The organism is Aeromonas australiensis (assembly GCF_000819725.1).
GTDB classification, from domain to species: Bacteria; Pseudomonadota; Gammaproteobacteria; order Enterobacterales; family Aeromonadaceae; genus Aeromonas; species Aeromonas australiensis.
On record NZ_CDDH01000028.1, the window covers coordinates 52698 to 73309 of the forward strand.

Below are 20612 nucleotides of genomic sequence, written 5' to 3' on the forward strand. Positions count from 1 at the left end.
TCCTGCCACGTTATCAGCGCGGCGCCCAATCAGCCTTCGCTGACCAGACTCACCGCCTTGATATAAGCGTAGATCTGCTGCTGCGGTGCCAGCGCCAGCCGCCTGGCGGAGCGGCTGGTGATCCGGGCCAGCAGTATCTGCTCACCCAGCGCCAACTGCAACAGGGTCTGGCCGGGGCGCACCTCGTGCACCGCCAGCAGACGGGTGACGAGACAGTTGGAGAGACTGGAGCACTGGATGGGCGCGGTGGCTATCACCACATCGCGCCCCGCCACCTTGATCTGCAAGGGGCCACTCTCGTCCGGCACATGGGTCATGGTGACCCGCAGCTGCTGCTCACCAAGCTGCAGGGTCGCCATCTGTTCGTCGTCATCGTAGTGAGAGAGGGCCGCATCCAGCATCACCCCGGCATCATCACGGCTGGCGAGGGAGAGATCGGTGCGGGCGAAAATCTCGCTCGGCCTGCCTTGCGCCTCAACCCTGCCACCATCGAGTAACACCAGCTGATCGCAGAGCAGGCTCACCTCCTCCATGGCGTGGCTGACGAAGATCATCGGGATGCCGCTCTCCTGCTGCAACCCCTTGAGCACATGGGCCTGATGGATGCGGCTGCGCCGATCGAGTGCCGAGAAAGGCTCATCGAGCAGCAGCAGATCAGGCTCGGCCAGCAGCGCCCGCCCCAGCGCTACCCGCTGGCGTTGACCGCCAGAGAGGGCATGGGCAGGCTGCCCCAGCAGATCAGCAAAACCAAGCCGCGCCGCCAGCGCTTCGGGCTGCCAGCGCCCTCGCCCCTTGCGGGCCGCCAGTTGCAGATTGCCGAGCACCGTCAAATGGGGAAAGAGCCGCGAGTCCTGAAACACCAACCCGATCCGGCGCGCTTCGGGCAGCAGTGCGGCGCACTCCCGCCCATGCCACCGCAAGCGATCCCCACTTTGGCGATCGAGTCCGGCGATGATGCGCAGCAGGGTGCTCTTGCCGCAGCCGGAGGGGCCGAACAGGCCGAGGATCCCCCCCAGTTCGAGAGTCAGTGCGCAATCGAGGGTAAAGGAGCCAAACTCGCGCCGGGCATGGAGGCTCAGGGCATGGCTGCACGAGGCATTGCTTGGCGAAGAAATAGTGGCTGGCTGATTCATCCAAACACTCTCCGCTGTCTGCGCTGCAACACCCCGTAGACCAGCACCAGCATCACCAGCGAGAAGGCCATCAGGCCGCCCGCCAGAATATGGGCGTTCTGGTAATCCATCGCCTCCACATGATCAAACAGGGCGATGGAGAGCACCTGGGTCTCGCCGGGAATATTGCCGCCAATCATCAGTACCACGCCAAACTCCCCCAATGTATGGGCAAAGCCAAGGGCCGCCGCCATCACGAAACTGGGTAGGGTCATCGGCAAGATGATGTGGAAGAAGCGCTCCAGCGGGCCGAGCCCCAGGGTAGCGGCGGCCTCCAGCTCCTTGTTGCCCATGTTGACGAAGGCGGAGGTGAGGGGCTGCACCACGAACGGCAGCGAATAGAGGATGGAGGCAAACAGCAGGCCGAGAAAGCTGAAGGCGAGCGGCGCGCCAAAGGTGTCGCGCCACCAGGCGCCGAAACCATATTCGGGGGAGAAGGCGAGTAGCAGATAAAAACCCAGCACAGTAGGGGGCAGCACCAGCGGCAGTGCCACCAAGGCCTCAACCAGCGGCCGCAGTCGATTCTGACTGCGCGACAGCCACCAGGCCAGCGGCGGTGCCAGCAACAGCAAAATCGCTGTGGTGCAGGCCGCAAGCTTCAAGGTGAGCCAGACCGCCAGCAGATCCCCTTCACTCATTGCCGACCTCCCGGTTGATAAATGCCCCCAACGGCATGGTATCCATCCTTATTGCAAAGAGTGGCCGACCCGAAGGCCGACCACTCAGGGTATTGCGTCAACCCCATCCCCTTATTGGGGCAAGGCATAACCCGCTACCTTGATCTGCGCCTGACCCGGCCCCTTGAGCCAGGCCACCAGCGCCTCGACCGCGGCGCCTTTCTTCAATACCAGCCCCTGCTGCTCGATGGGGGGATAGAAGTCGGCAGGCACCGCCCAGGCTTCGCCAGTCTTGCCCGCCTCCACCAGATTGGCCCAGGCGACAAAGCCCAGCTCGGCATTGCCGGTATCGACAAATTGCCAGGTCTGGCCGATGTTGGCGCCGGTCAGCAACCGGTACTGCTTGGGATCGATCTTGAGATGGGTGAGGGTCGCCATGGCGGCTGCACCATAGGGTGCGGTGCGGGCATTGGCGATGGCGAGATTGCCTTTCCAGCTGCGCAGGATCGCCTCATCAGGGGCCGGGCCTCCTTTCTTCCACAGCCCCAGCTGGCCGATGGCGTAGGTGAAGCGATCGCTCCCTTTGCCCTCTTTTTCAAGCTTCTCGGGGGTCGCCGCATCGGCGGAGAGGAAGAGATCGAACGGTGCACCGTGACTGATCTGGGTGTAGAGCACTCCGGTGGCGGCAGACGAGATGGCCAGGGTGTGGCCGGTCTTGGCGGTGAACTCCTTGCCGATGCGCTCGATGGTGCCCTTGAAGTTGGCCGCCACGGCCACTTTCACTTCATCAGCCTGCACGGCACCGGTATGCAAGGTGGCGGCGCAGACGCCTGCGATGACAACAGATAACAGCGGTTTCATTCCCTTTCTCCTGATGGGGCCCGCACATCCGCGCCCCTTGGCGGGGCCGTGGTTCCCGTTGAACCTGCGCCCCTCGTGATGAACAGGTCAGGCTTGCCAGCGGGCAGCGGCGGCGTTGTCGCGATCAAGCGCCTCGACCCAGCGTTGCACACCCTCGGCGGTCAGCTCTTTTTTCCAGAACGGCGCCCGGGTTTTCAAGAAATCCATGATGAAGTGACAGGCATCAAAGGCAGCATCGCGGTGGGCACTGCTCACCGCCACCAGCACGATTTGATCGCCAAGCCACAGCTCGCCGATACGATGGATCAGAGTACACTCCTGCAGCGGCCAGCGGCGACGGGCCTCCTGCACGATATCGGCCAGCGCCTTCTCGGTCATACCGGGGTAGTGCTCGAGGGCCAGCCCCTTCACTTCCTCCCCCTGATTGAAGTCGCGCACCTTGCCAACGAAGGTGACGATGGCGCCACTGTCTGGGCGGGTGGCAAGGCGGGCATATTCGTCCGCCAGCGAGAAATCCTCCCGCTGCACCAGAATTCGATCGGTAATAGTTGCGTCGTTCATGGCTCAGCCTCCGGTCGTTACTGGAGAGAAAGGGAAGAAGGCCACCTCATCGCCATCGCACAGCTCAGTGGTGCGATCCACTGTCATTATCTCATTCATTCTCAGCCTCCGGTCACCGGCGGGAAGAAGGCCACCTCATCGCCATCATTGATAGGGGTATCGAGGGGCACCAGGGTCTGGTTGACCGCCACCAGCAGCTTGCCAGCTTCCAGCGCCAGCGCCCACTTGTCGCCGCGTTCACAGAGCGCCGCGCGCAGTTGTTCGGCTGTGGCGTAGTCGCACGGCAGGCAGAACTCATCGCAGGCCACCAGCTCTCTTACTTGCGCAAAAAACAGTACCTTGATCATGCTTGCTCCCCGCTATTTGACCCCAGCTGAAAATGGCCGGACTTGCCGCCCTTTTTCTCTACCAGCCGCACCTGTTCGATCACCATGTCCTTTTGCACCGCCTTGCACATGTCGTAGATGGTCAAGGCTGCTACCGACGCGGCGGTCAGCGCCTCCATCTCCACCCCTGTCTTGCCAGAGAGCTTGCAGAGGGTGCGGATATGCACCTTGTGCTGATCTGGCAGCGGCACTATCTCCACCTCAACCTTGGTCAATGCCAGCGGATGACAGAGCGGGATAAGATCGGAGGTCTTCTTGGCGGCCATGATGCCGGCGATGCGGGCGGTGGCGAACACATCTCCTTTGTGGTGCTGACCACTCAGGATCAATGCCAGGGTTTCGGGAGCCATGGCGACAAACGCCTCGGCACGGGCTTCACGCTCGGTCACCTGCTTGTCGGTCACATCCACCATATGGGCTTCGCCGCTCTGGTTAAGGTGAGTCAAGTTGGGCTGGGTCTGCTTGGGTTCGGTCTGGTTCATCGTTTGCTCTCAGAGGTGGGAGACAAAGTTGCACGGCTTGGTGCGGGCATCGAGCTGATCGCGGATCAGTTGCTCCCAACCCAGCTGACAAGCGCCGGTGGAGCCCGGCAGACAGCAGATCAGGGTGCGATTGGCGAGTCCCGCCAGCGCACGGCTCTGCATGGCGGAGCCTTTAATCTCGGCAAAAGAGAGCTGACGGAACATCTCGCCAAAACCCTGTACGGTGCGCTCGAACAGCACACCGACTGCTTCCGGTACCCGGTTCTGTTCATTGAAGCCGGTACCGCCGTTGATCAGCACCACCTGCACCCCTTCATCGGCGATCCACTCGCTCACCCGCGCGCGGATGCGAAACAGGTTGTCGGGGCAGAGCCCCCGATCGGCCAGCTGATGGCCCGCGTCGGTAAGGGCCGAGACCAGATAGTCGCCCGAGCTGTCATCGGCGGTAGTGCGGCTGTTGGAAACCGTCAGCACGGCGATCTTGAGGGGAATAAATGCGTTGTGTTTCTGTCCCATCGGGCAGCTCCTTGTGGCTATGGGCCGTCAACGAGGCAGGAAGAGAAGGGGTATGAGAGGCCAGCTGTCAGGGCGTAAACACTGACGCAGACAGGGGTGACCAACTTGCTCAAGCGTGTGACGGCGGGCTGATTCTATCAAAGGTTTCACGAGATATGGGATTTAAAAGACACACAAATCTGATGCTTGTCCCATATATGTGCAAAATGCAGGCTGGGCAAACCCGGCCTGCCGTTACAGGATCAGAATCCTTTCACCCCGGTCATGTCGGGCAACTGGTGAGCAATCCCCTTGTGACAATCGATACAGGTATTTTCACCACTGGCCAGATTGGTAGAGTGCATCTTGGCGGCACGCTGCCCCTGCAGGGAGAAGTCCATGTACTCGAAGTTGTGGCAGTTGCGGCACTCGCGCGAATCGGTCTCTTTCATCCGCTGCCACTCCCGCTCCGCCATCTCGCGTCGGTGTAACTCGAACTTCTCGCGGGTATCCACCTTGCCGGTGACCATACCCCACAGCTCCTTGGAAGCCTGCACCTTGCGGATGATCTTGTAGGTCCACTCATGGGGTACGTGGCAATCCGGGCAACTGGCCCGCACGCCGGAGCGGTTGGCATAGTGGATGGTGTCGCGGTACTCCTCGTACACGTTGTCCTTCATCTCGTGACAGCTGGTACAAAAGGCCTCGGTGTTGGACGCTTCCATGGCAGTATTGAAACCGCCCCAGAAGATCACGCCGCCAAAGAAGCCCATCAGCAGGATCACCCATAGAGCCGCCTTGGAAGGGGATTTAAAGGTGGTCCACAGACGTTGGATAAAGCCGGGTAATTTCATCTATGGGTTCCTCAGTTCAGCGCTTCAACCGGTTTAAAGGTATTTTCCACCAGCGGCTTGGCATCCGCTTGCGGCACATGGCACTGCAGGCAGAAGTAGCGACGCGGCGACACTTCACCCAGGGTCATGCCATCGCGGGTCTCGAAGTGAGTCGGGCTGATTTTGGTGGCCTTCATGGCACTGGCATTCTTGAAGCTGTGGCAGGCCAGGCACTTGTTGACCTTGGTATCCACCTCGTAGTTGCGAATGTCGTGGGGGATCAGCGGCGGCTGATGTATGTACTGGCGATCGTAAGGTGCGCCATCCTTGCGGAAATTTTTCAGCGGTGCGGCGGTGGCATCGGTCACCAGATCGGTCGCCCCCCGCTCGGACTTGAGGCCACCGGTACTGTTGGTGATCTCGGGGGCGGCGGCCATCAAGGATCCCGCCATCAGGCAGGCCAGCATTGCTCCAATCAGCTTTTTCATTATGTGTTCTCCGACGTTTTTTCTGCCTTGACGGCAAAACCTACAGTGATTTCAAAAACTTGTTCCGCGCAGACATCGATGCAGCGGCCACAGTTGGTACACTCCTGAGCCGCAATCAAGGGCCCGTGACCGCGCTTGGCACCATGAACAGGCCCGCGCAGGATGGGACGCTCCGGGCAGACCGCATAGCAATCCATACAGTTGTTGCACCGCTCGCGCCCCTTGGCAGAAATCTTGATAAATCCGACCCGGTTGACCAGGGCATAGAAGGCCCCCACCGGACAGAGATGACCACACCAGCCCCGCTCCACCACAAAGAGGTCGAACAGGAATAGCGCCACCAGCAGGGCCCAGCCCGCCCCCATGCCAAACAGCAGGCCGCGCATGGCGAGCGACACCGGATTGACCAGCTCCCACGCCATCACCCCGACCACCGCAGGCACCACCAGCACCATGGCCAGCAACCAGTAGCGGGTGGCACGGCTGAACTGGCCATTGCCCTTGAGGCCAAGTCGCCCCCTGAGCCAGGCCGCTGCATCGGTAATGAGGTTGACCGGACAGACCCAGGAGCAGAACACCCGCCCACCGACCAGCCAGTAACCGGCCAGCACGATGGCAGCCCCCAGCCAGAGGGTGGCGATGGGCCAGTGGCCTGCGGCCACCGATTGCAACAGGGTCAGCGGATCGGTCAGCGGCACAGTCTCCAGCAACAGCGAGCTGGAGAGGTTGCCCTTAAGGATCCAGATGCCCGCCAGCGGCCCCAGCAAAAACAGCCCGAGCACGCTGAACTGGCTCAGCCGACGCAGCAACAGGAAGCGGTGAGCACGCCACCACCCCAGCTTGATGCGAGCCTCTTCCCCCGGATAACGACTCATAACCCATCCGGTTTGCGGGTGGGCAGGGTGAGCCTGTCGCCGATGAGTGACTTGTTCCCCGCCTTGGCCTTCTCTTCCCAGCCGAGCCGATAGTGATGACCCAGCTCTCCCTTGGCGAGCTGGCGAGGTACCACCTTGATAGCGGCCTCCTCCAGCACGCAGGCATGCTCGCACTTGCCACAGCCGGTACAGATATCGCTGTGTACCGTGGGCAGGAACATGGCGTGCTTGCCGGTGCGCTGGTTATGCTGCAGCTCAAGAGTGATCGCCTTGTCAATCAGCGGGCAGACCCGATAACAGACATCGCAGCGTAGCCCCAGATAGTTGAGACAGGTCTCGTGATCGATAAGCACTGCTACCCCCATCCGCGCCTGATCGATGTCGGTCATCTGCTGATCCAGCGCCCCGCTCGGGCAGGCCACCACGCAAGGGATGTCATCACACATCTCGCAGGGCACGGCACGCGCCTTGAAATAAGGGGTGCCAGTGGTCACAGGGTCAAACAGCCGGGCGAGCTTGAGGGTGTCGTAGGGGCAGGCCTCGACGCAAAGCCCGCAACGCACGCAGGCGCTGAGGAACTCGGCTTCATCGAGGGCTGCGGGCGGACGCAGCGCCTGAGCCGGCACAGCTTGCGCCTGCTGGCGGGCCACCCCACCGAGCCCCACGCCAAGCAGGCCCACACCGCAGGCCCCTTTTGCCAGAGAGGCCATGTCGGCCAGAAACTGGCGACGACTACGACTCATCTCGCACTCCCCCGCCTTAAGCCTTCATCACCTTGACGGCGCACTTCTTGTAATCGGTCTCTTTCGAGAGCGGATCGGTGGCGTCCAGGGTCAGCTTGTTAACCAGCTGGCTGGCATCAAAGAAGGGCATGAAGACCAATCCTTTCGGCGGACGGTTGCGACCACGGGTCTCGACCCGGGTCTTCACCTCGCCACGGCGGGAGGAGACGATCACCTCTTCACCACGGCGCACGCCACGGGCTTTGGCATCGTCCGGGTGCATAAACAGCACCGCATCCGGGAAGGCGCGATAGAGTTCGGGTACCCGACGGGTCATGGTGCCGGTATGCCAGTGTTCCAGCACGCGACCTGTGGAGAGCCACAAATCGTACTCTTTATCCGGCGACTCGGCGGCAGGCTCAAAGGGCAGGGCGAAGATGACTGCCTTGCCATCGGGCTTGCCATAAAAACGCACCCCCTCGCCCGCTTTCACGTAGGGGTCGAACCCTTCGCGATAGCGCCACAGGGTCTCTTTGCCATCCACTACCGGCCAGCGCAGACCACGGGACTCATGGTATTGCTCGAAGGGAGCCAGGTCGTGAGCGTGACCACGGCCAAAGCGGGCATACTCCTCGAACAATCCCTTCTGGACATAGAAACCAAAGTGCTCGGCTTCGTCGTTGAGTGCGCCCTTGCTCTGCTCTTTCGGGAACTGATTGATCTGACCGTTGGCATAGAGCACCTCGAACAGGGTCTTGCCCTTCACTTCCGGCATCTTGGCGATGAGCTCGCTTGGCCACACCTCTTCCACCTTGAAGCGCTTGGAGAACTCCATCAGCTGCCACAGGTCAGACTTGGCCCCTTGTGGCGCTTTTACCTGCTGGTGCCAGAACTGGGTACGGCGCTCGGCATTGCCGTAGGCCCCCTCTTTCTCCACCCACATGGCGGTGGGCAGGATGAGGTCAGCGGCCTGGGCGGTGACGGTCGGGTACGGATCGGAGACCACGATGAAGTTGCGTGGATCGCGATAGCCTGGCAGGCGATCGGTATTCATGTTGGGGCCGGCCTGCATGTTGTTGTTGCACATCACCCAGTAGGCGTTGAGCTTGCCATCCTTGAGCATGCGATCCTGCAGAATAGCGTGATAGCCCACCTGATCGGGGATGGTCCCCTCCGGCAATTTCCAGATCTGCTCGGCGATGGCCCGATGCTTGGGATCGGTCACCACCATGTCGGCAGGCAGACGGTGGGCAAAGGTACCCACTTCCCGCGCGGTACCGCAAGCGGAGGGCTGACCGGTCAGGGAGAAGGGACCAGAGCCCGGCTCGGAGATCTTGCCGGTCAGCAAGTGGATGTTGTAGCAGAGGTTGTTGGCCCAGACACCGCGGGTATGCTGGTTGAAGCCCATGGTCCAGTAGGAGACCACCTTCTTGTTCGGATCGGCATAGACCTGAGCCAGTTTTTCCAGCTTCTCTTTGGAGACGCCGGAGAGCTTGGAGACCGACTCCAGATCGTAATCCGCCACGAACTTGGCAAACTCCTCGAAGGTCATCGGAGTGGCATCACCGCTATCCGGGTTCTTCGCTTTCTGCTGCAGCGGATCAGTCGGGCGCAAGCCGTAACCGATGTCGGTGACCCCCTTCTTGAACACGGTGTGCTTGTTGACGAAGTCCCAATTCACCTTGTCGTTCTGAATGATGTAGTTGGCGACATAGTTGAGGATCGCCAGATCGGTCTGCGGGGTGAACACCATGCCGTTGTCCGCCAGCTCGAAGCTGCGGTGCTCGAAGGTAGAGAGCACGTGCACCTGCACATCCGGATTGGAGAGACGACGATCAGACATCCGCGACCAGAGGATGGGGTGCATCTCGGCCATGTTGGAGCCCCACAGTACGAAGGCGTCGGCCTGTTCGATATCGTCGTAGCAGCCCATCGGCTCGTCCATGCCGAAAGTTCGCATGAAGCCGACAACTGCAGAGGCCATACAGTGACGGGCATTGGGGTCAATGTTGTTGGAGCGAAAACCCGCCTTCATCAGCTTGGCGGCGGCGTAGCCTTCCCAGACGGTCCACTGGCCGGAGCCGAACATGCCGACGGCGGTCGGCCCCTTCTCTTTCAGGGTCGCCTTGAACTTCTCGGCCATGATGTCGAACGCCTGATCCCAGCTGATGGGGGCGAAGTCGCCATCCTTGTCGAACTGGCCATTCTTCATCCGCAACATCGGCTGGGTGAGACGATCTTCCCCGTACATGATTTTGGAGAGGAAGTAACCCTTGATGCAGTTGAGGCCACGGTTGACCGGTGCATCGGGGTCGCCCTGAGTCGCCACAACCCGCCCATTTTGAGAGCCCACCAGCACGGAGCAACCGGTACCGCAGAAGCGACAGGGCGCTTTATCCCAATGGATGGCAGTCTTGTCGGTACTGGTGATGAGATTGGCTGCCAGCGTGGGGGCACTGACACCGGCCACGGCAGCGGCAGCTGCCACCGCGTTGGCCTTCATAAAGTCGCGTCGACTCAGCTTCATGGCATATCCTCACATTGCTTATCGCGTAATAGTTGTCGAATCTGTCCAACGGGAGCCAGCCATCAGCGGCAGAGGGCACGCCCGGCATCCCATCACTCTTTTCAGTGACCGCCCAGTTCATCGAACTGGTGGTAAATCAGGGCGGCTGAGAGCACACCCGGCATCGCCTGTATCGCATCAATGGCCGCCATGATCGGCCGCTGGCTCGGACCTTCCAGGGTCACCACCAGCTTGCCCTCGTCACTGACGGCGTGGATCTCGGCCCCTTCAAGGGCACCAATCTGCTCGGCGAGCTGATGGCGCAAAGGGGGCTGGGTCAGCACCACCAGACTCGATACATGGAACGCCTGATCCATTGTGGCTTCTGTGTCACACGGCTTCTGACTCATTCTGACTCCTGCTTGAGGGTGGGCTGGCTCGCACCACCGGATGGGGCGGCTCGCCCGTCGACCTTGATGCTGCCAACCGGACAATCCTGCACGCAGGCGCCGCAGCCGTTACAGCGTTCCGGCTCCACTGTCGGGGTGGGCACGCGCCCCAACACCGGAATAAAACGAATGGCATTGGGCTCGCAGCTGTCCTGACAGCGCTGGCAGAACACCTGACCATTGGCCAGACAGTTGGCCTCGATATGGGCCTTATAGTGCCAGGGGGATTCGCTGGTCGGGCGAAACAGCGGCGCCTTGCAGACCGTGACGCACTCGGTGCAGAAGGTGCACTCGCCACGCTGGAAATCGACCACCGGAAAACCGCCCTCGCCACTCACCAGGATCTGCTCCGGACAGGCGGCCAGACAGTCCCCGCAGCGGGTGCAGTCGGCGACAAATGCCGACCAGTTGACTGACCAGGGCAACTGCACCTGTGGTTCGGCAGTTCGCAGCCGCCCCCGGAACAGGCCGCGGCGGGCAAGATCGATCTCATCCGGCATCTTGACTCCTGTTCTGGTGAGAAAGGGTGCAGTGCGAGTCCATGAGTGGCATTTTAGATACCAATTATAAGAGTGGGTGTATATTGCGACCCTGACAAGGTCAGGGATATACCACCAGGGAGATAAACAGGGGGGATTGTTGCGCCAGATCAAAGCCTTGCAGCGCAATAAAAATGGAGGTATCGGTTAAAATACCTCCATGTGAGGATTGCTATTTAATCGTTGGGGATTTTTTGCGGTTATCCGCCGATCGAGGCGAGATGAGGGGTGATACCGGCATTGCCCTCATGGAGACGATGGGTGGCACTCTTGCCCGCCAGTGCCGCGCGAATGCGCTGTTGCAGCTCATCGGATTGCCCATCTGCGCCGAGCAGATCCCGCAGGTCGATGCCGTTGTCGCCAAACAGGCACAGATGCAGCTTCCCCAGCGAGGAGACCCGCAGCCGGTTGCAACCGGCACAGAAATCCTTGCTGTAGGGCATGATGAGCCCTACCCCACCTTGCGAATCGGGGTGCATAAAGACCTGCGCCGGACCGTCATCCGTGCCCCGCAACTGCTGCACCCAGCCGCTCTCCAGCAAGCGCTGTTTGATCTGTTCGCCGCTGACATGGTGGTCACGAAACAGGGTATCCATCTCGCCGGTCTGCATCAGCTCGATAAAGCGCAGCTCGATGGGCTTGTGCCTGATCCAGCCCAGAAAGGCATCGAGCTGGTAGTCGTTGAGCCCCTTGAGCAGCACCGCATTGATCTTCACCGATTTGAAACCGGCGGCCAGTGCTGCTTCGATCCCCTCCATCACCTCGGCCAGCTTGTTCTCACCGGTGATCTGGTGAAACTGGCGCGGGTCGAGACTGTCGACACTGACATTCAGCGCGTTGAGTCCTGCATCAAACCACTCCTGGGCCCGCTCCTTGAGGCGATAGCCGTTGGTGGTCATAGCGACCTTCTCGATACCCGGGGTAGAGGCAATCACCCTGACGATCTCGGTGAAATCGCGGCGCAGGGAGGGCTCGCCCCCTGTAATGCGCACCTTGCGGGTGCCCATGGCGGCAAAACCGCTGACCACGCGGCGGATCTCGTCAATCGAGAGAAAGGGTTGACGCCCCGCTTTGTGACCTTCGGGGGGGCGATAACCGTCAGGCAGGCAATAGGTACAACGGAAATTGCACACATCGGTCACTGACAGACGCAAATAGTAAAAACGACGGGAAAAACCATCTTCAAGTGGCAACATAAACACCTTTCCAAATACGGGAGGCCAGGGCATTTCTTTCCTGACCCTTACAGCTCGACCATGAGGTTCACAATCGGCTGACGGCTGGTTTCCCCCTATCGCTAGGACTTAGGCAAAACCGCTCGGAGTTCATCTAGTTTTTCGATGCTAACACAAGTTGGAGTACACTCCCACGCATCTTGCGGGGTCCTTATCACTATCCAGAGGTGCGCATCAGTATGGAAAAACGGTTCAGGGTCCATTCGGTCAGCAGTGCCATTGGCCGCGCCATGGTGTTGATCCTCTTCATGGCCAGCCTTATTGCGCTGGTCGCCATGGTCACCCTCTTCTACTCGGTACCCGATGCCAAGGCGATCAACCTCTCCGGTTCGCTGCGGATGCAAGCCTACCGGATGGCCTATGAGATCGAGCGAGGCGACAGCGTACTGGGCCGTCTGAGCCAGTTTGAAGAGACACTTCATGCTGCGGAGCTACAGGAGACCCAACGCTGGATCACGCCTGCCTCCCTGCGTCGCACCTATGGCGAGGTGCTCGGCCAGTGGCAGGTAATGCGCCAACACATCGAGGCTAACACCCCCAGACGGTACACCGATAACACCGAGCAGTTTGTGGCGGCCATCGACAATTTCGTCAATCAGATGCAGTACCACGTGGAATTCAAGGTGAGGATGCTGGCGCTGGCGGAGGGGCTCGGGCTGCTGGCCATTATCACCATCGCCTGGTTCACGGTGCGCTTCACCCGCCAGCAGGTGGTTGCCCCCCTCAACCAGCTGGTCTACTGTGCCCGCCAGATCCAGCGGCAGGACTTTGATCTGCATCTCCCTGCCCAGAATGACACCGAGCTGGGTGAGTTATCGCGGGCCTTCGGCACCATGGCAGACGAGCTGGACAAGCTCTATCGGGAGCTGGAGAACAAGGTAGAGGAGAAAACCGCCAAGCTGCAGCAGGCCAACGATACTCTCTCGTTTCTCTACTCAACCGCCCAGAAGCTGCACGCCGCTCCGCTCAGCACCCGCACCCTCATTAAATTGCTGGATCGCGCCGCCGCCCACCAACATATCGACCATATCCGGCTGACCCGCTTCGAACACAATGCCATGCCGGTCTACATCCCGGGGCGCACCGGCTGGCCCGGCGACCTCGATGCGGTAGCCAGCTTCTATCTGCAGATGGATGAGCAGGAGTTCGGCCGCCTCGACATCATCAGCCAGCACCCCATCGATGAGCGGTTGATTAAAAACTTCACCATGCTGCTGGCTCAGGTGCTGCACAAAGACCAGACCCTGCTGCAACAACAGCGGCTGCTATTGATGGAGGAGCGCGCCGTCATCGCCCGCGAGCTGCACGACTCGCTGGCGCAGGCCCTCTCCTATCTCAAGATCCAGTCCACTCTGCTCAAGCGCTCTTACGCCAAAGGGCTGCAGGATAAGACCCAAGAGGCAATGCAGCAGATCGACGAGGGGCTTAGCAATGCTTATACCCAGCTACGCGAACTGCTCGGCACCTTCCGTCTCACCATTGGCGATGCCAATCTGGGGGAAGCCATCCGGGTGATGCTCGATCAGCTGCAGCCCCAGACTCAGGCCGAAATACGGTTCCATTACGGGCTGGCCGACAACGACCTGGAGGCGGGCCAGCATATCCACATTTTGCAGCTGATCCGTGAGGCAGTGCTCAATGCCATCAAACATGCCAACGCGCAAGTGATTGATGTTAGCTGTGAGACCCTCGCCAGTGGTAACATCGAGGTTCAGATTTCAGATGACGGTGTCGGGATCGGACTCGCCAGCTCGGCGATCAACCATTACGGTTTGAGCATCATGAACGAGCGCGCCAGCAAGCTGCACGGCCTGCTGACCATCAATGAGCAGCAACCACAAGGCACCCGGGTGCATCTGACCTTTCCCACCAGTCTAGCGAGAGACGCCTGATGGACGAGATGAAATACACTGTTCTGGTCGTAGATGACCATCCCCTCATGCGCAAAGGGATTGTGCAGTTGCTGGCTCTGGAAGAGAACATGGAGGTGACCGGTGAAGCCTCTAATGGCACAGATGCCGTGGCATTGGCCAAAGAGTCCGAGCCGGATCTGATCCTGCTCGATCTCAATATGAAAGGACTCTCCGGCCTCGATACCCTCAAAGCACTGCGGGCCGAAGAGATCACCTCCCGGGTGGTGATCCTCACTGTCTCCGATGCCCGTCAGGATGTGGTGGCCCTGCTCAAGGCCGGTGCCGATGGCTACCTGCTCAAGGATACCGAGCCGGATCTGCTGCTGGCCCAGCTGGCCGACGTGATGACTGGCAAGCAGATCCTGAGCGAACCGCTGCGTCCCTATCTCGAAAACATCTACGAGCTGGATCACCTGCAGCAGAAGCTGGAAAGCTTAACGCGTCGCGAAATGCAAATCCTGCGCGAAATTGCAAAGGGCCTCTCCAACAAACAGGTCGCCTCGGTGCTCCATATCTCCGAGGGAACGGTCAAGGTTCACGTGAAGAGCCTGCTGAAGAAACTCGAGGCACAGAGCCGAGTGGAAGCGGCTGTCATGTATCTGGAGCAGCGTAACTAAGCGCCCTCAACCGTCCGAAAAGCCACCCTCCGGTGGCTTTTTTCATTCTCTGGCACAGTCGCTGCATTGTCATATTCAGCAACTACTCAATGGAGGATGGAACATGAAACTACAACCTTTGGCACTGTTCCCCTTGCCTTCCCACATCCTGCCGGGCGGCAAGCTTCCTCTGCGCCTGTTCGAGCCACGCCACCTGCAGATGCTCAAGGAGTCGTTCATCCACGATCAGGGCTTTGGCATCGTGATGGAGGAGTCAACCACCTCGGGACAATCCGGTCGCATTCTGCCGGTAGGCACCCGGGTCAAGGTAACCGACTTCTACACCCTCAATGATGGTCTGCTGGGAGTAACAGTACTGGGACTGGAGCGCTTCTGCATCCACGAGATGGAAACAGACGAGATGGGCCTGCGCCGGGCCAAGGTGGAGATGCTGCCCAACTGGCCGAGCACCCACTCAGATTTCAACGACAAACTGCTGGTCAATCGCCTGCGGGAAGTGTTCGAGCAATATCCGGAGCTTGATGAGCTCTATCCGGACAAGCGCTTTGAAGATGCCGCCTGGCTCTGCCAGCGCTGGCTCGAGATATTGCCGATGCCAATTTATGAAAAGCAGATGCTGATTGCCAAACAAAACAGCGAAGCTGCCCGTAAATTCCTGCATCGCCTGATTTCACAATGACAAAAACAGCGTTGCAAAATGCAATTATTCCAACAATGAAAATCCTAAATTCGCATTTTGCAAATGAGTAGGAACGCAATAAACCATAACAAGAGAGAGCCGCTGCGCTAAACGGCCAAAATTGAACACAAAAGAGTCCCTAAAAAGTTGGCACAGATTTTTCATATAGATTAGTACAACCCGATTTATCCCGTGCTCTCTTCAGTATTTGCTGAAGAACTGGTCAACCCACAAAGTTGACCATTTTTTTTATCCGCGTGTTGGCAACCGCTGGCCAAAGTGACGCTGCAAACACTCTCTCAGCCGTGACAAGGTGATGGGCTTGGCGAGAAAGTCATCCATCCCCTGCGCCAGACAGCATGCCTTGTCCTCCGCCATCGCATTGGCCGTCAGGGCGACGATAGGCATGGTGCATCCCAACTCACGCAAGCGCCGGGTCGCTTCCAGTCCGTCCATCAGGGGCATCCGCATATCCATCAGGATCAGATCCGGGAGCTGCTCATCCACCTGTGCCAGCGCTTCCAGACCATTGGCGGCCAACCGTACCTTGCTCACCAGTTTTTGCAGCATCAGCGACACCACCAACTGGTTCACCGGGCTGTCTTCCACCACCAGCACATCCAGCGGCAGCAGTGCCGTAGCCCCCTCCTCTCGCAGTGGCTGACACTCACAGGGTAGCGCCATGCCCGGCAACTCCAGCCAGAAGCAGCTTCCCTTGCCCGGCTCGCTCTTCAAGTGGATCTCACCCCCCATCAGGGTGACCAGCCGCTTGCTGATAGCAAGACCAAGGCCGGTCCCGGAAAAACGGCGGGTAGCCGAGTTATCGACCTGGGAGAAGGGTTCAAACAACCGTGCCTGATCCTCATTGGCGATGCCGATCCCGGTGTCGGAAACCGAGATCCGCAACTTCTCATCCTGCCACTCCAGGTGCAGCGACACCTGCCCCTGCTCGGTAAATTTGAGGGCGTTGTCCAGCAGATTGCCCATCACCTGCGACAGACGCATCGGATCCCCCTGTAACGCCCGGGGAACGGAGTCATCGACCCGATAAACCAGCGCAATCCCCTTGGCGCTGGCGCGCGCCTGCAGCGGCTCGACCAGAGATTGGCAAAGCTCGACGGGCTGCAGGGTCTCGCAATGGAACACCAGGGTTTGCGACTCGATTTTCGAAAAATCGAGCACGTCGTCGATGATGGTTTGCAGCAATCTGGCCGAGTGGGTGGCATGGCGCAGCAAACGATGTTGCTCCGGCGCCAGCTCGGCATGCTGCACCAGATCGAGCATCCCCAACACCGCATTCATGGGCGAGCGGATTTCGTGGGTCATCATGGCCAGAAACTGTGACTTGGCACGGTTGGCCGCTTCGGCCTCATCCCGTGCCCGCGCCAGCTCCTCTTCACGGCGGATCTGGTTGCTGATATCCCGGGCAGTACCACGGTAGCCGATAAACAGGCCATCATGGTCAAAACAGGGCTCTGCGCTCACCTCCATCCAGCAAGGGCCATCAGGCAGTGCTACCTGCATGCGCACCCCTCGTACCGACTGGCGTAGCGCCAAAAGCTGCAAGTATTGCTGTGCCTCGCAGCTCTGCTTGTTGCAGACGTAGTCATAGAGGGTCGGCCGGCTCGCCTGCGGGGTCAGCTCATCCAGATACCCCGGTTCAGAGGCATAACTGAGGCGATGTTCGGCATCGGTCTCCCAGAACCAGTCAGAAGCCATACCGGCAAAGCTGCGAAAACGGCGCTCACTGGCCTGCAGCGCCTCGGTTTTTACCGCGACTTGCTCCTGCAAGCGGGCCCGATAGGTAATGTTGACCAGCGCCTGGGCAATGAGCGGACGGCAACGCTCCATGGCCGCCTTGCTGGTAAGGTCGAAGGTGCCCGCCCGGGGGTGGCGGCAGATGAGGAGCGCGGTAAAGCCAGGCGCCTGCAGACCGGTCAGCATCACGCTGGCCCAGCCCGGCTCACTCGCCAGCGGTGCCAGCTCGGGCAGCTGGGCGGGATCGTAAATCACCAGGGTTTCACCCGCGATGGCGCGGGCAAATGCCGGGGTCATATGCCAGCTGCGGGCCGAGTACATAGGTTCTGTACTGAGGTGGGTGCTCCCCAGATCCCCTTCCCAGGCCACCACATCCGCGTGCTCAAAGCCGATAAAGGGTTTGAGCACCTGAATAAGGCTCTCCAGCACCTGCTCCAGCGTCTTGGCATCGGCGAGGGTAGCCACTCCCCCCAGCAGGGTCTGAGACTCGTGACGATACTTGGCCTCACGCTCGCGACAACGCATAAGATCGACCAGCGTGGTCTGCAATTTGTCGCCGAGGGATTCCAGTTCACTGTTGCCAATCATCTTGTTGCCTGCTCTGTCATGTTCTACCGACTCAAGGGGTCAGGAAAATCACGCTCGATACCATCAGATTGCCGTGGGCCAGCTCGCCATTGGGCAGCCGCCCCTGCTCGCCGAAGGTAAAGGGGGTGATAAAGGGGATCTTGCCGAGGCGAGCATGGCTCTGCTCGACAAATTGGCACAACATATCACCTAGCGCCAAACGACAACCAGCACAAAAGATGATGAGAGCACCAATGGGCTCCAATGTAACATCAACCCCATAGCCAAGCTCGATGCGCATGGCATTGAGGCTGCGCTGCAACAACCCCTCCTGACTGCTGTACATCAGCAGCAGACGCTCCCCTTGCACCACATCGGTAAAGAGCCGCAGCCCGCCCTGTTCGGTCACTGCCTCGGGATGGGAGAGCTTGTAGTAGGGAATGCCGTCCAGCACTCCCACCTGTCGGGCCAGCGGATTGAGCGTGGTCTCCCGCAAAATCGCCCCCACCGGCCAGGGCTTATCGCGTCCGCACCAGCGGGCATAGACCTCGGCGGCAGGCTGATTGTCGATGGTCAGCACCTCCCGCCCGTTGCAAGCGGTTATCTCGCCGCTGAACTCGGCAGGCACGTAACCTGAGTGAAACTGAAAGGCCAGCTGGCAATCGGGATAGAGCACCGCCAGACCGATGCCGTCCTGAGCCACCGCCTCATCCCAACAGAGCTGCCAGGCACCGCTGACACTGTTATCAGCCGCCGATCCACCGACCACAGGCACCGAGGCGCCGAGTTCGGCCTCGATACCGGCCAGCAACCCCTCTTCCTTACCGGGACTTGCGTGCAACAGGATCAGCTGAGGCAGCTCACCTGGTCGACCACAATCACTCATGGCTCGGCGCAGCAACTGGCGCACATCTACCCCGTCACCGCTGGCACCGGCCACCCCGAAGGCCCCTTTCTCGTCATACAAGGCCGCAACCGCCAGCCCAAATCCCTCACTGGCATGATGACCCATCTCGGTCATGACGCCACCACAGGAGCTGCACCCCAGCAGACGGGTGGTCGGGAACTGGCGTTTGAGCGCGTCGCGCAGTATCGCCCCGTCATGGGCTTGGGTAAAATAGAGTAACAGCAGGGAGGGGGCCTGATTGGCATGGTGGCGCAGCTGCGCGCAGATATCTTGGGCCGCCAGCGATGAATTCTGGGCGAGGGAGTGAACGGTCAGAAATTTCAACACCATCTCCTTGTTTTATCGAATGACTCTGCTAAAGCAAAAATCATACCTTTATCAAACAATTATCTCGCTTCACTTGCTAGCATAGCGGTCAAATGAGACCAGCAATAGGACCCCATATGTGGCAAAAAAACATCAATGACTTCGATCGGGTCGTTGCTATCGGCGGTGGCCACGGCATGGGCCGAGTACTTTCGTCCCTCTCATTCCTTGGCCAACGGCTCACCGGCATTGTCACCACCACAGATGATGGTGGTTCGACCGGACGCCTGCGCAAGAGCCAGGAGTGCATCGCCTGGGGCGATCTGCGCAACTGCCTCAACCAGCTGGTGACCGATCCCAGCATCGGCAGCCTGTTGTTCGAATACCGCTTTGCCGGCAAAGGCGAGCTGGCGGGCCACAACCTGGGCAACCTGATGCTGCTGGCACTCGATAATCTCTGTGTCCGTCCTCTTGATGCTATCAAGCTGATCAGTGACATGCTCAAAATCGAGTCACAATTGCTACCCATGTCTGAATTTCCCACCGATCTCTGCGCCCATATGGAGTGTGGCACCCAGATCCTGGGAGAGGTCTCTATCGATCAACTGGCAACCCCGCCCCTCTCCCTCGGCCTGATGCCGGAGGTGCAAGCGACTCGGGAAGCGGTGCTAGCCCTGCAGCAGGCGGACATGATCATTCTGGGGCCGGGTAGTTTTCTCACCTCCATCATGCCGCCACTGCTGCTGGCCGAGATCGCCCAGGCCATCAACGAAAGCAGCGCCATGCTGGTTTTCGTCTGCAACCTGGTGGCGGAAAACGGCCCTGCCAGTCAGCTGGATCTGACGAGTCAGTGTCGCTGGCTGGAGTCCCGGCTCGGTCAGGGTCGGCTGGATGCCATCCTGGCCCCACAGGGCGCGGGTGATGCGGGGGACTGGCAAGGGCGTGTGATCGAAGCCGAGCTGGGCGAGCTTGAGCTGCCCCATCGGCACGATCGATTGAAGTTGAAGCTGGCACTGGACCGGATCATCCAGCACCTGCTCAACCAGCGTTAGACAACGGCAACGGCGCCCCGCTATCTCTGCATGGCGCCGCTACTGATAATCGGCAAGAAACGCGAGCACCTGGGGCAAGGAGACCTCCAGCAGTTGCAACTGGCGCTCAGCCTCGGCTACATCGGCCTGCTTGCTGGCCATTTCCAGCGCCATCACCTGCTGATAGCTCGGCATGGCGCCGTAGCTGCCACAGGATGATTTCATGCTGTGCGCCACCCTTGCCAGCGCCTCCCACTCTCCCTGTTCATAGAGAGGTCTGAGCTGACTCAGCTGCTCGCCCACCTCTTCAATAAATACTGCGATGACCACGGGCAACATATCCGGACCGATATCCTCGGCCAGCTGCTGCAACACCTTGCGATCCACCCACTCCATGTGAGGCTCCTCCAAAACGGTATTCAAACAGACCATACTATAGATAGTTTTCGATGTTGTTACTCATGACCTGGCGGTGATGGTGATGATGCATCCAATTGGATGACTCAGGGAATTCATGGGGAAAAATGTGAGCAGCATCGAAATTGTGACGTGACGACGCCCATCAACGCAACAGCCTTGTTGCTGAAAATTAACAAACGATCAACACTCAATG

Annotated in this window: 22 protein-coding genes and 1 riboswitch; of the genes, 4 read left to right on the top strand and 18 right to left on the bottom strand. The window is 59.7% G+C overall.

The genetic code is table 11. The annotated features are described in order from the left end of the window. Window positions 1-29 precede the first annotated feature (29 nt). From modC to moaA, 15 genes are all read right to left on the bottom strand, one after another. Window positions 30-1133, bottom strand: coding sequence for a molybdenum ABC transporter ATP-binding protein (gene modC, locus BN1117_RS04765; RefSeq protein ID WP_052441415.1), 1104 nt, complete (start codon window positions 1131-1133; stop codon window positions 30-32). Further along, a complete protein-coding gene (gene modB / locus BN1117_RS04770; RefSeq protein WP_005361814.1) occupies window positions 1130-1810 on the bottom strand; it encodes a molybdate ABC transporter permease subunit in 681 nt (226 codons plus the stop codon). The genes modC and modB overlap by 4 nt, the downstream gene beginning before the upstream one ends. Window positions 1811-1921: 111 nt before the next feature. Further along, window positions 1922-2650, bottom strand: coding sequence for a molybdate ABC transporter substrate-binding protein (gene modA, locus BN1117_RS04775; protein WP_040095268.1), 729 nt, complete (start codon window positions 2648-2650; stop codon window positions 1922-1924). A gap of 87 nt (window positions 2651-2737) precedes the next feature. Continuing rightward, the gene (gene moaE, locus BN1117_RS04780; protein ID WP_040095270.1) at window positions 2738-3211 is read right to left on the bottom strand and encodes a molybdopterin synthase catalytic subunit MoaE; all 474 of its coding nucleotides are present in this window, start codon (window positions 3209-3211) and stop codon (window positions 2738-2740) included. 101 nt (window positions 3212-3312) lie between these two features. After that, window positions 3313-3558 carry a molybdopterin synthase sulfur carrier subunit gene (moaD, locus tag BN1117_RS04785; protein ID WP_040095271.1) on the bottom strand — a complete coding sequence of 82 codons (246 nt, stop codon included), beginning with the start codon at window positions 3556-3558 and terminating at the stop codon, window positions 3313-3315. Then, on the bottom strand, window positions 3555-4079 hold the full coding sequence (gene moaC, locus BN1117_RS04790; RefSeq protein ID WP_040095273.1) for a cyclic pyranopterin monophosphate synthase MoaC: 525 nt from the start codon (window positions 4077-4079) through the stop codon (window positions 3555-3557). Before moaC ends, moaD begins: the two co-directional genes overlap by 4 nt. A 9-nt stretch (window positions 4080-4088) precedes the next feature. After that, entirely contained in the window at window positions 4089-4595 is a 507-nt protein-coding gene (moaB, locus tag BN1117_RS04795; protein WP_040095275.1) for a molybdenum cofactor biosynthesis protein B, read from the bottom strand. 242 nt (window positions 4596-4837) lie between these two features. After that, on the bottom strand, window positions 4838-5428 hold the full coding sequence (locus tag BN1117_RS04800) for a cytochrome c3 family protein (RefSeq protein WP_040095277.1): 591 nt from the start codon (window positions 5426-5428) through the stop codon (window positions 4838-4840). Between the two features lie 11 nt (window positions 5429-5439). Beyond that, window positions 5440-5895 (bottom strand): nitrate reductase cytochrome c-type subunit, encoded by a 456-nt coding sequence (locus BN1117_RS04805; RefSeq protein ID WP_040095280.1) that lies wholly within the window; start codon window positions 5893-5895, stop codon window positions 5440-5442. Continuing rightward, entirely contained in the window at window positions 5895-6770 is an 876-nt protein-coding gene (napH, locus tag BN1117_RS04810; protein ID WP_040095282.1) for a quinol dehydrogenase ferredoxin subunit NapH, read from the bottom strand. Before napH ends, BN1117_RS04805 begins: the two co-directional genes overlap by 1 nt. Further along, window positions 6767-7513, bottom strand: coding sequence for a ferredoxin-type protein NapG (gene napG, locus BN1117_RS04815; RefSeq protein WP_040095284.1), 747 nt, complete (start codon window positions 7511-7513; stop codon window positions 6767-6769). The genes napH and napG overlap by 4 nt, the downstream gene beginning before the upstream one ends. 16 nt (window positions 7514-7529) lie before the next feature. After that, window positions 7530-10019: a nitrate reductase catalytic subunit NapA gene (napA, locus tag BN1117_RS04820; RefSeq protein WP_040095286.1), complete on the bottom strand. Its 2490-nt coding sequence runs from the start codon at window positions 10017-10019 to the stop codon at window positions 7530-7532. Window positions 10020-10120: 101 nt separating this feature from the next. Continuing rightward, window positions 10121-10375: a chaperone NapD gene (locus tag BN1117_RS04825; protein WP_040095386.1), complete on the bottom strand. Its 255-nt coding sequence runs from the start codon at window positions 10373-10375 to the stop codon at window positions 10121-10123. A gap of 29 nt (window positions 10376-10404) precedes the next feature. Further along, window positions 10405-10947: a ferredoxin-type protein NapF gene (napF, locus tag BN1117_RS04830; protein WP_040095288.1), complete on the bottom strand. Its 543-nt coding sequence runs from the start codon at window positions 10945-10947 to the stop codon at window positions 10405-10407. A 239-nt stretch (window positions 10948-11186) separates the two neighbouring features. Continuing rightward, window positions 11187-12182: a GTP 3',8-cyclase MoaA gene (gene moaA, locus BN1117_RS04835; protein ID WP_040095388.1), complete on the bottom strand. Its 996-nt coding sequence runs from the start codon at window positions 12180-12182 to the stop codon at window positions 11187-11189. Continuing rightward, a riboswitch (molybdenum cofactor riboswitch) is annotated at window positions 12170-12322 on the bottom strand. (Overlaps the previous gene by 13 nt.) A 78-nt stretch (window positions 12323-12400) precedes the next feature. On the opposite strand from moaA, the gene narQ reads away from it, so the two are divergent. The 3 genes from narQ to BN1117_RS04850 all read left to right on the top strand — a co-directional run bounded on the left by narQ (window position 12401) and on the right by BN1117_RS04850 (window position 15430). Next, on the top strand, window positions 12401-14113 hold the full coding sequence (narQ, locus tag BN1117_RS04840; protein WP_040095290.1) for a nitrate/nitrite two-component system sensor histidine kinase NarQ: 1713 nt from the start codon (window positions 12401-12403) through the stop codon (window positions 14111-14113). Continuing rightward, entirely contained in the window at window positions 14113-14751 is a 639-nt protein-coding gene (gene narL / locus BN1117_RS04845; protein WP_005334471.1) for a two-component system response regulator NarL, read from the top strand. Before narQ ends, narL begins: the two co-directional genes overlap by 1 nt. Window positions 14752-14854: 103 nt before the next feature. Next, window positions 14855-15430 (top strand): LON peptidase substrate-binding domain-containing protein, encoded by a 576-nt coding sequence (locus tag BN1117_RS04850; protein ID WP_040095291.1) that lies wholly within the window; start codon window positions 14855-14857, stop codon window positions 15428-15430. 249 nt (window positions 15431-15679) lie between these two features. Here the strand turns inward: BN1117_RS04850 and BN1117_RS04855 are convergent, their stop codons facing one another. Beyond that, a complete protein-coding gene (locus tag BN1117_RS04855; RefSeq protein ID WP_040095294.1) occupies window positions 15680-17776 on the bottom strand; it encodes a hybrid sensor histidine kinase/response regulator in 2097 nt (698 codons plus the stop codon). A gap of 31 nt (window positions 17777-17807) precedes the next feature. Further along, a complete protein-coding gene (locus BN1117_RS04860) occupies window positions 17808-18992 on the bottom strand; it encodes an FIST signal transduction protein (RefSeq protein ID WP_040095296.1) in 1185 nt (394 codons plus the stop codon). Window positions 18993-19105: 113 nt separating this feature from the next. Here BN1117_RS04860 and BN1117_RS04865 point away from each other — a divergent pair, with 113 nt between their 5' ends. Next, on the top strand, window positions 19106-20020 hold the full coding sequence (locus BN1117_RS04865; RefSeq protein ID WP_040095298.1) for a gluconeogenesis factor YvcK family protein: 915 nt from the start codon (window positions 19106-19108) through the stop codon (window positions 20018-20020). Between the two features lie 39 nt (window positions 20021-20059). Here BN1117_RS04865 and BN1117_RS04870 read toward each other — a convergent pair whose 3' ends face one another. Beyond that, a complete protein-coding gene (locus BN1117_RS04870) occupies window positions 20060-20395 on the bottom strand; it encodes an Hpt domain-containing protein (protein WP_040095299.1) in 336 nt (111 codons plus the stop codon). Window positions 20396-20612: the final 217 nt, after the last annotated feature.

Excerpts from the sequence above, each read along its gene's own strand:
- modC (WP_052441415.1), bottom strand. The coding sequence starts at position 1,133 with ATGAATCAGCCAGCCACTATTTCTTCGCCAAGCAATGCCTCGTGCAGC.
- modB (WP_005361814.1), bottom strand. The coding sequence starts at position 1,810 with ATGAGTGAAGGGGATCTGCTGGCGGTCTGGCTCACCTTGAAGCTTGCG.
- modA (WP_040095268.1), bottom strand. The coding sequence starts at position 2,650 with ATGAAACCGCTGTTATCTGTTGTCATCGCAGGCGTCTGCGCCGCCACC.
- moaE (WP_040095270.1), bottom strand. The coding sequence starts at position 3,211 with ATGAACGACGCAACTATTACCGATCGAATTCTGGTGCAGCGGGAGGAT.
- moaD (WP_040095271.1), bottom strand. The coding sequence starts at position 3,558 with ATGATCAAGGTACTGTTTTTTGCGCAAGTAAGAGAGCTGGTGGCCTGC.
- moaC (WP_040095273.1), bottom strand. The coding sequence starts at position 4,079 with ATGAACCAGACCGAACCCAAGCAGACCCAGCCCAACTTGACTCACCTT.
- moaB (WP_040095275.1), bottom strand. The coding sequence starts at position 4,595 with ATGGGACAGAAACACAACGCATTTATTCCCCTCAAGATCGCCGTGCTG.
- BN1117_RS04800 (WP_040095277.1), bottom strand. The coding sequence starts at position 5,428 with ATGAAATTACCCGGCTTTATCCAACGTCTGTGGACCACCTTTAAATCC.
- BN1117_RS04805 (WP_040095280.1), bottom strand. The coding sequence starts at position 5,895 with ATGAAAAAGCTGATTGGAGCAATGCTGGCCTGCCTGATGGCGGGATCC.
- napH (WP_040095282.1), bottom strand. The coding sequence starts at position 6,770 with ATGAGTCGTTATCCGGGGGAAGAGGCTCGCATCAAGCTGGGGTGGTGG.
- napG (WP_040095284.1), bottom strand. The coding sequence starts at position 7,513 with ATGAGTCGTAGTCGTCGCCAGTTTCTGGCCGACATGGCCTCTCTGGCA.
- napA (WP_040095286.1), bottom strand. The coding sequence starts at position 10,019 with ATGAAGCTGAGTCGACGCGACTTTATGAAGGCCAACGCGGTGGCAGCT.
- BN1117_RS04825 (WP_040095386.1), bottom strand. The coding sequence starts at position 10,375 with ATGGATCAGGCGTTCCATGTATCGAGTCTGGTGGTGCTGACCCAGCCC.
- napF (WP_040095288.1), bottom strand. The coding sequence starts at position 10,947 with ATGCCGGATGAGATCGATCTTGCCCGCCGCGGCCTGTTCCGGGGGCGG.
- moaA (WP_040095388.1), bottom strand. The coding sequence starts at position 12,182 with ATGTTGCCACTTGAAGATGGTTTTTCCCGTCGTTTTTACTATTTGCGT.
- narQ (WP_040095290.1), top strand. The coding sequence starts at position 12,401 with ATGGAAAAACGGTTCAGGGTCCATTCGGTCAGCAGTGCCATTGGCCGC.
- narL (WP_005334471.1), top strand. The coding sequence starts at position 14,113 with ATGGACGAGATGAAATACACTGTTCTGGTCGTAGATGACCATCCCCTC.
- BN1117_RS04850 (WP_040095291.1), top strand. The coding sequence starts at position 14,855 with ATGAAACTACAACCTTTGGCACTGTTCCCCTTGCCTTCCCACATCCTG.
- BN1117_RS04855 (WP_040095294.1), bottom strand. The coding sequence starts at position 17,776 with ATGATTGGCAACAGTGAACTGGAATCCCTCGGCGACAAATTGCAGACC.
- BN1117_RS04860 (WP_040095296.1), bottom strand. The coding sequence starts at position 18,992 with ATGGTGTTGAAATTTCTGACCGTTCACTCCCTCGCCCAGAATTCATCG.
- BN1117_RS04865 (WP_040095298.1), top strand. The coding sequence starts at position 19,106 with ATGTGGCAAAAAAACATCAATGACTTCGATCGGGTCGTTGCTATCGGC.
- BN1117_RS04870 (WP_040095299.1), bottom strand. The coding sequence starts at position 20,395 with ATGGAGTGGGTGGATCGCAAGGTGTTGCAGCAGCTGGCCGAGGATATC.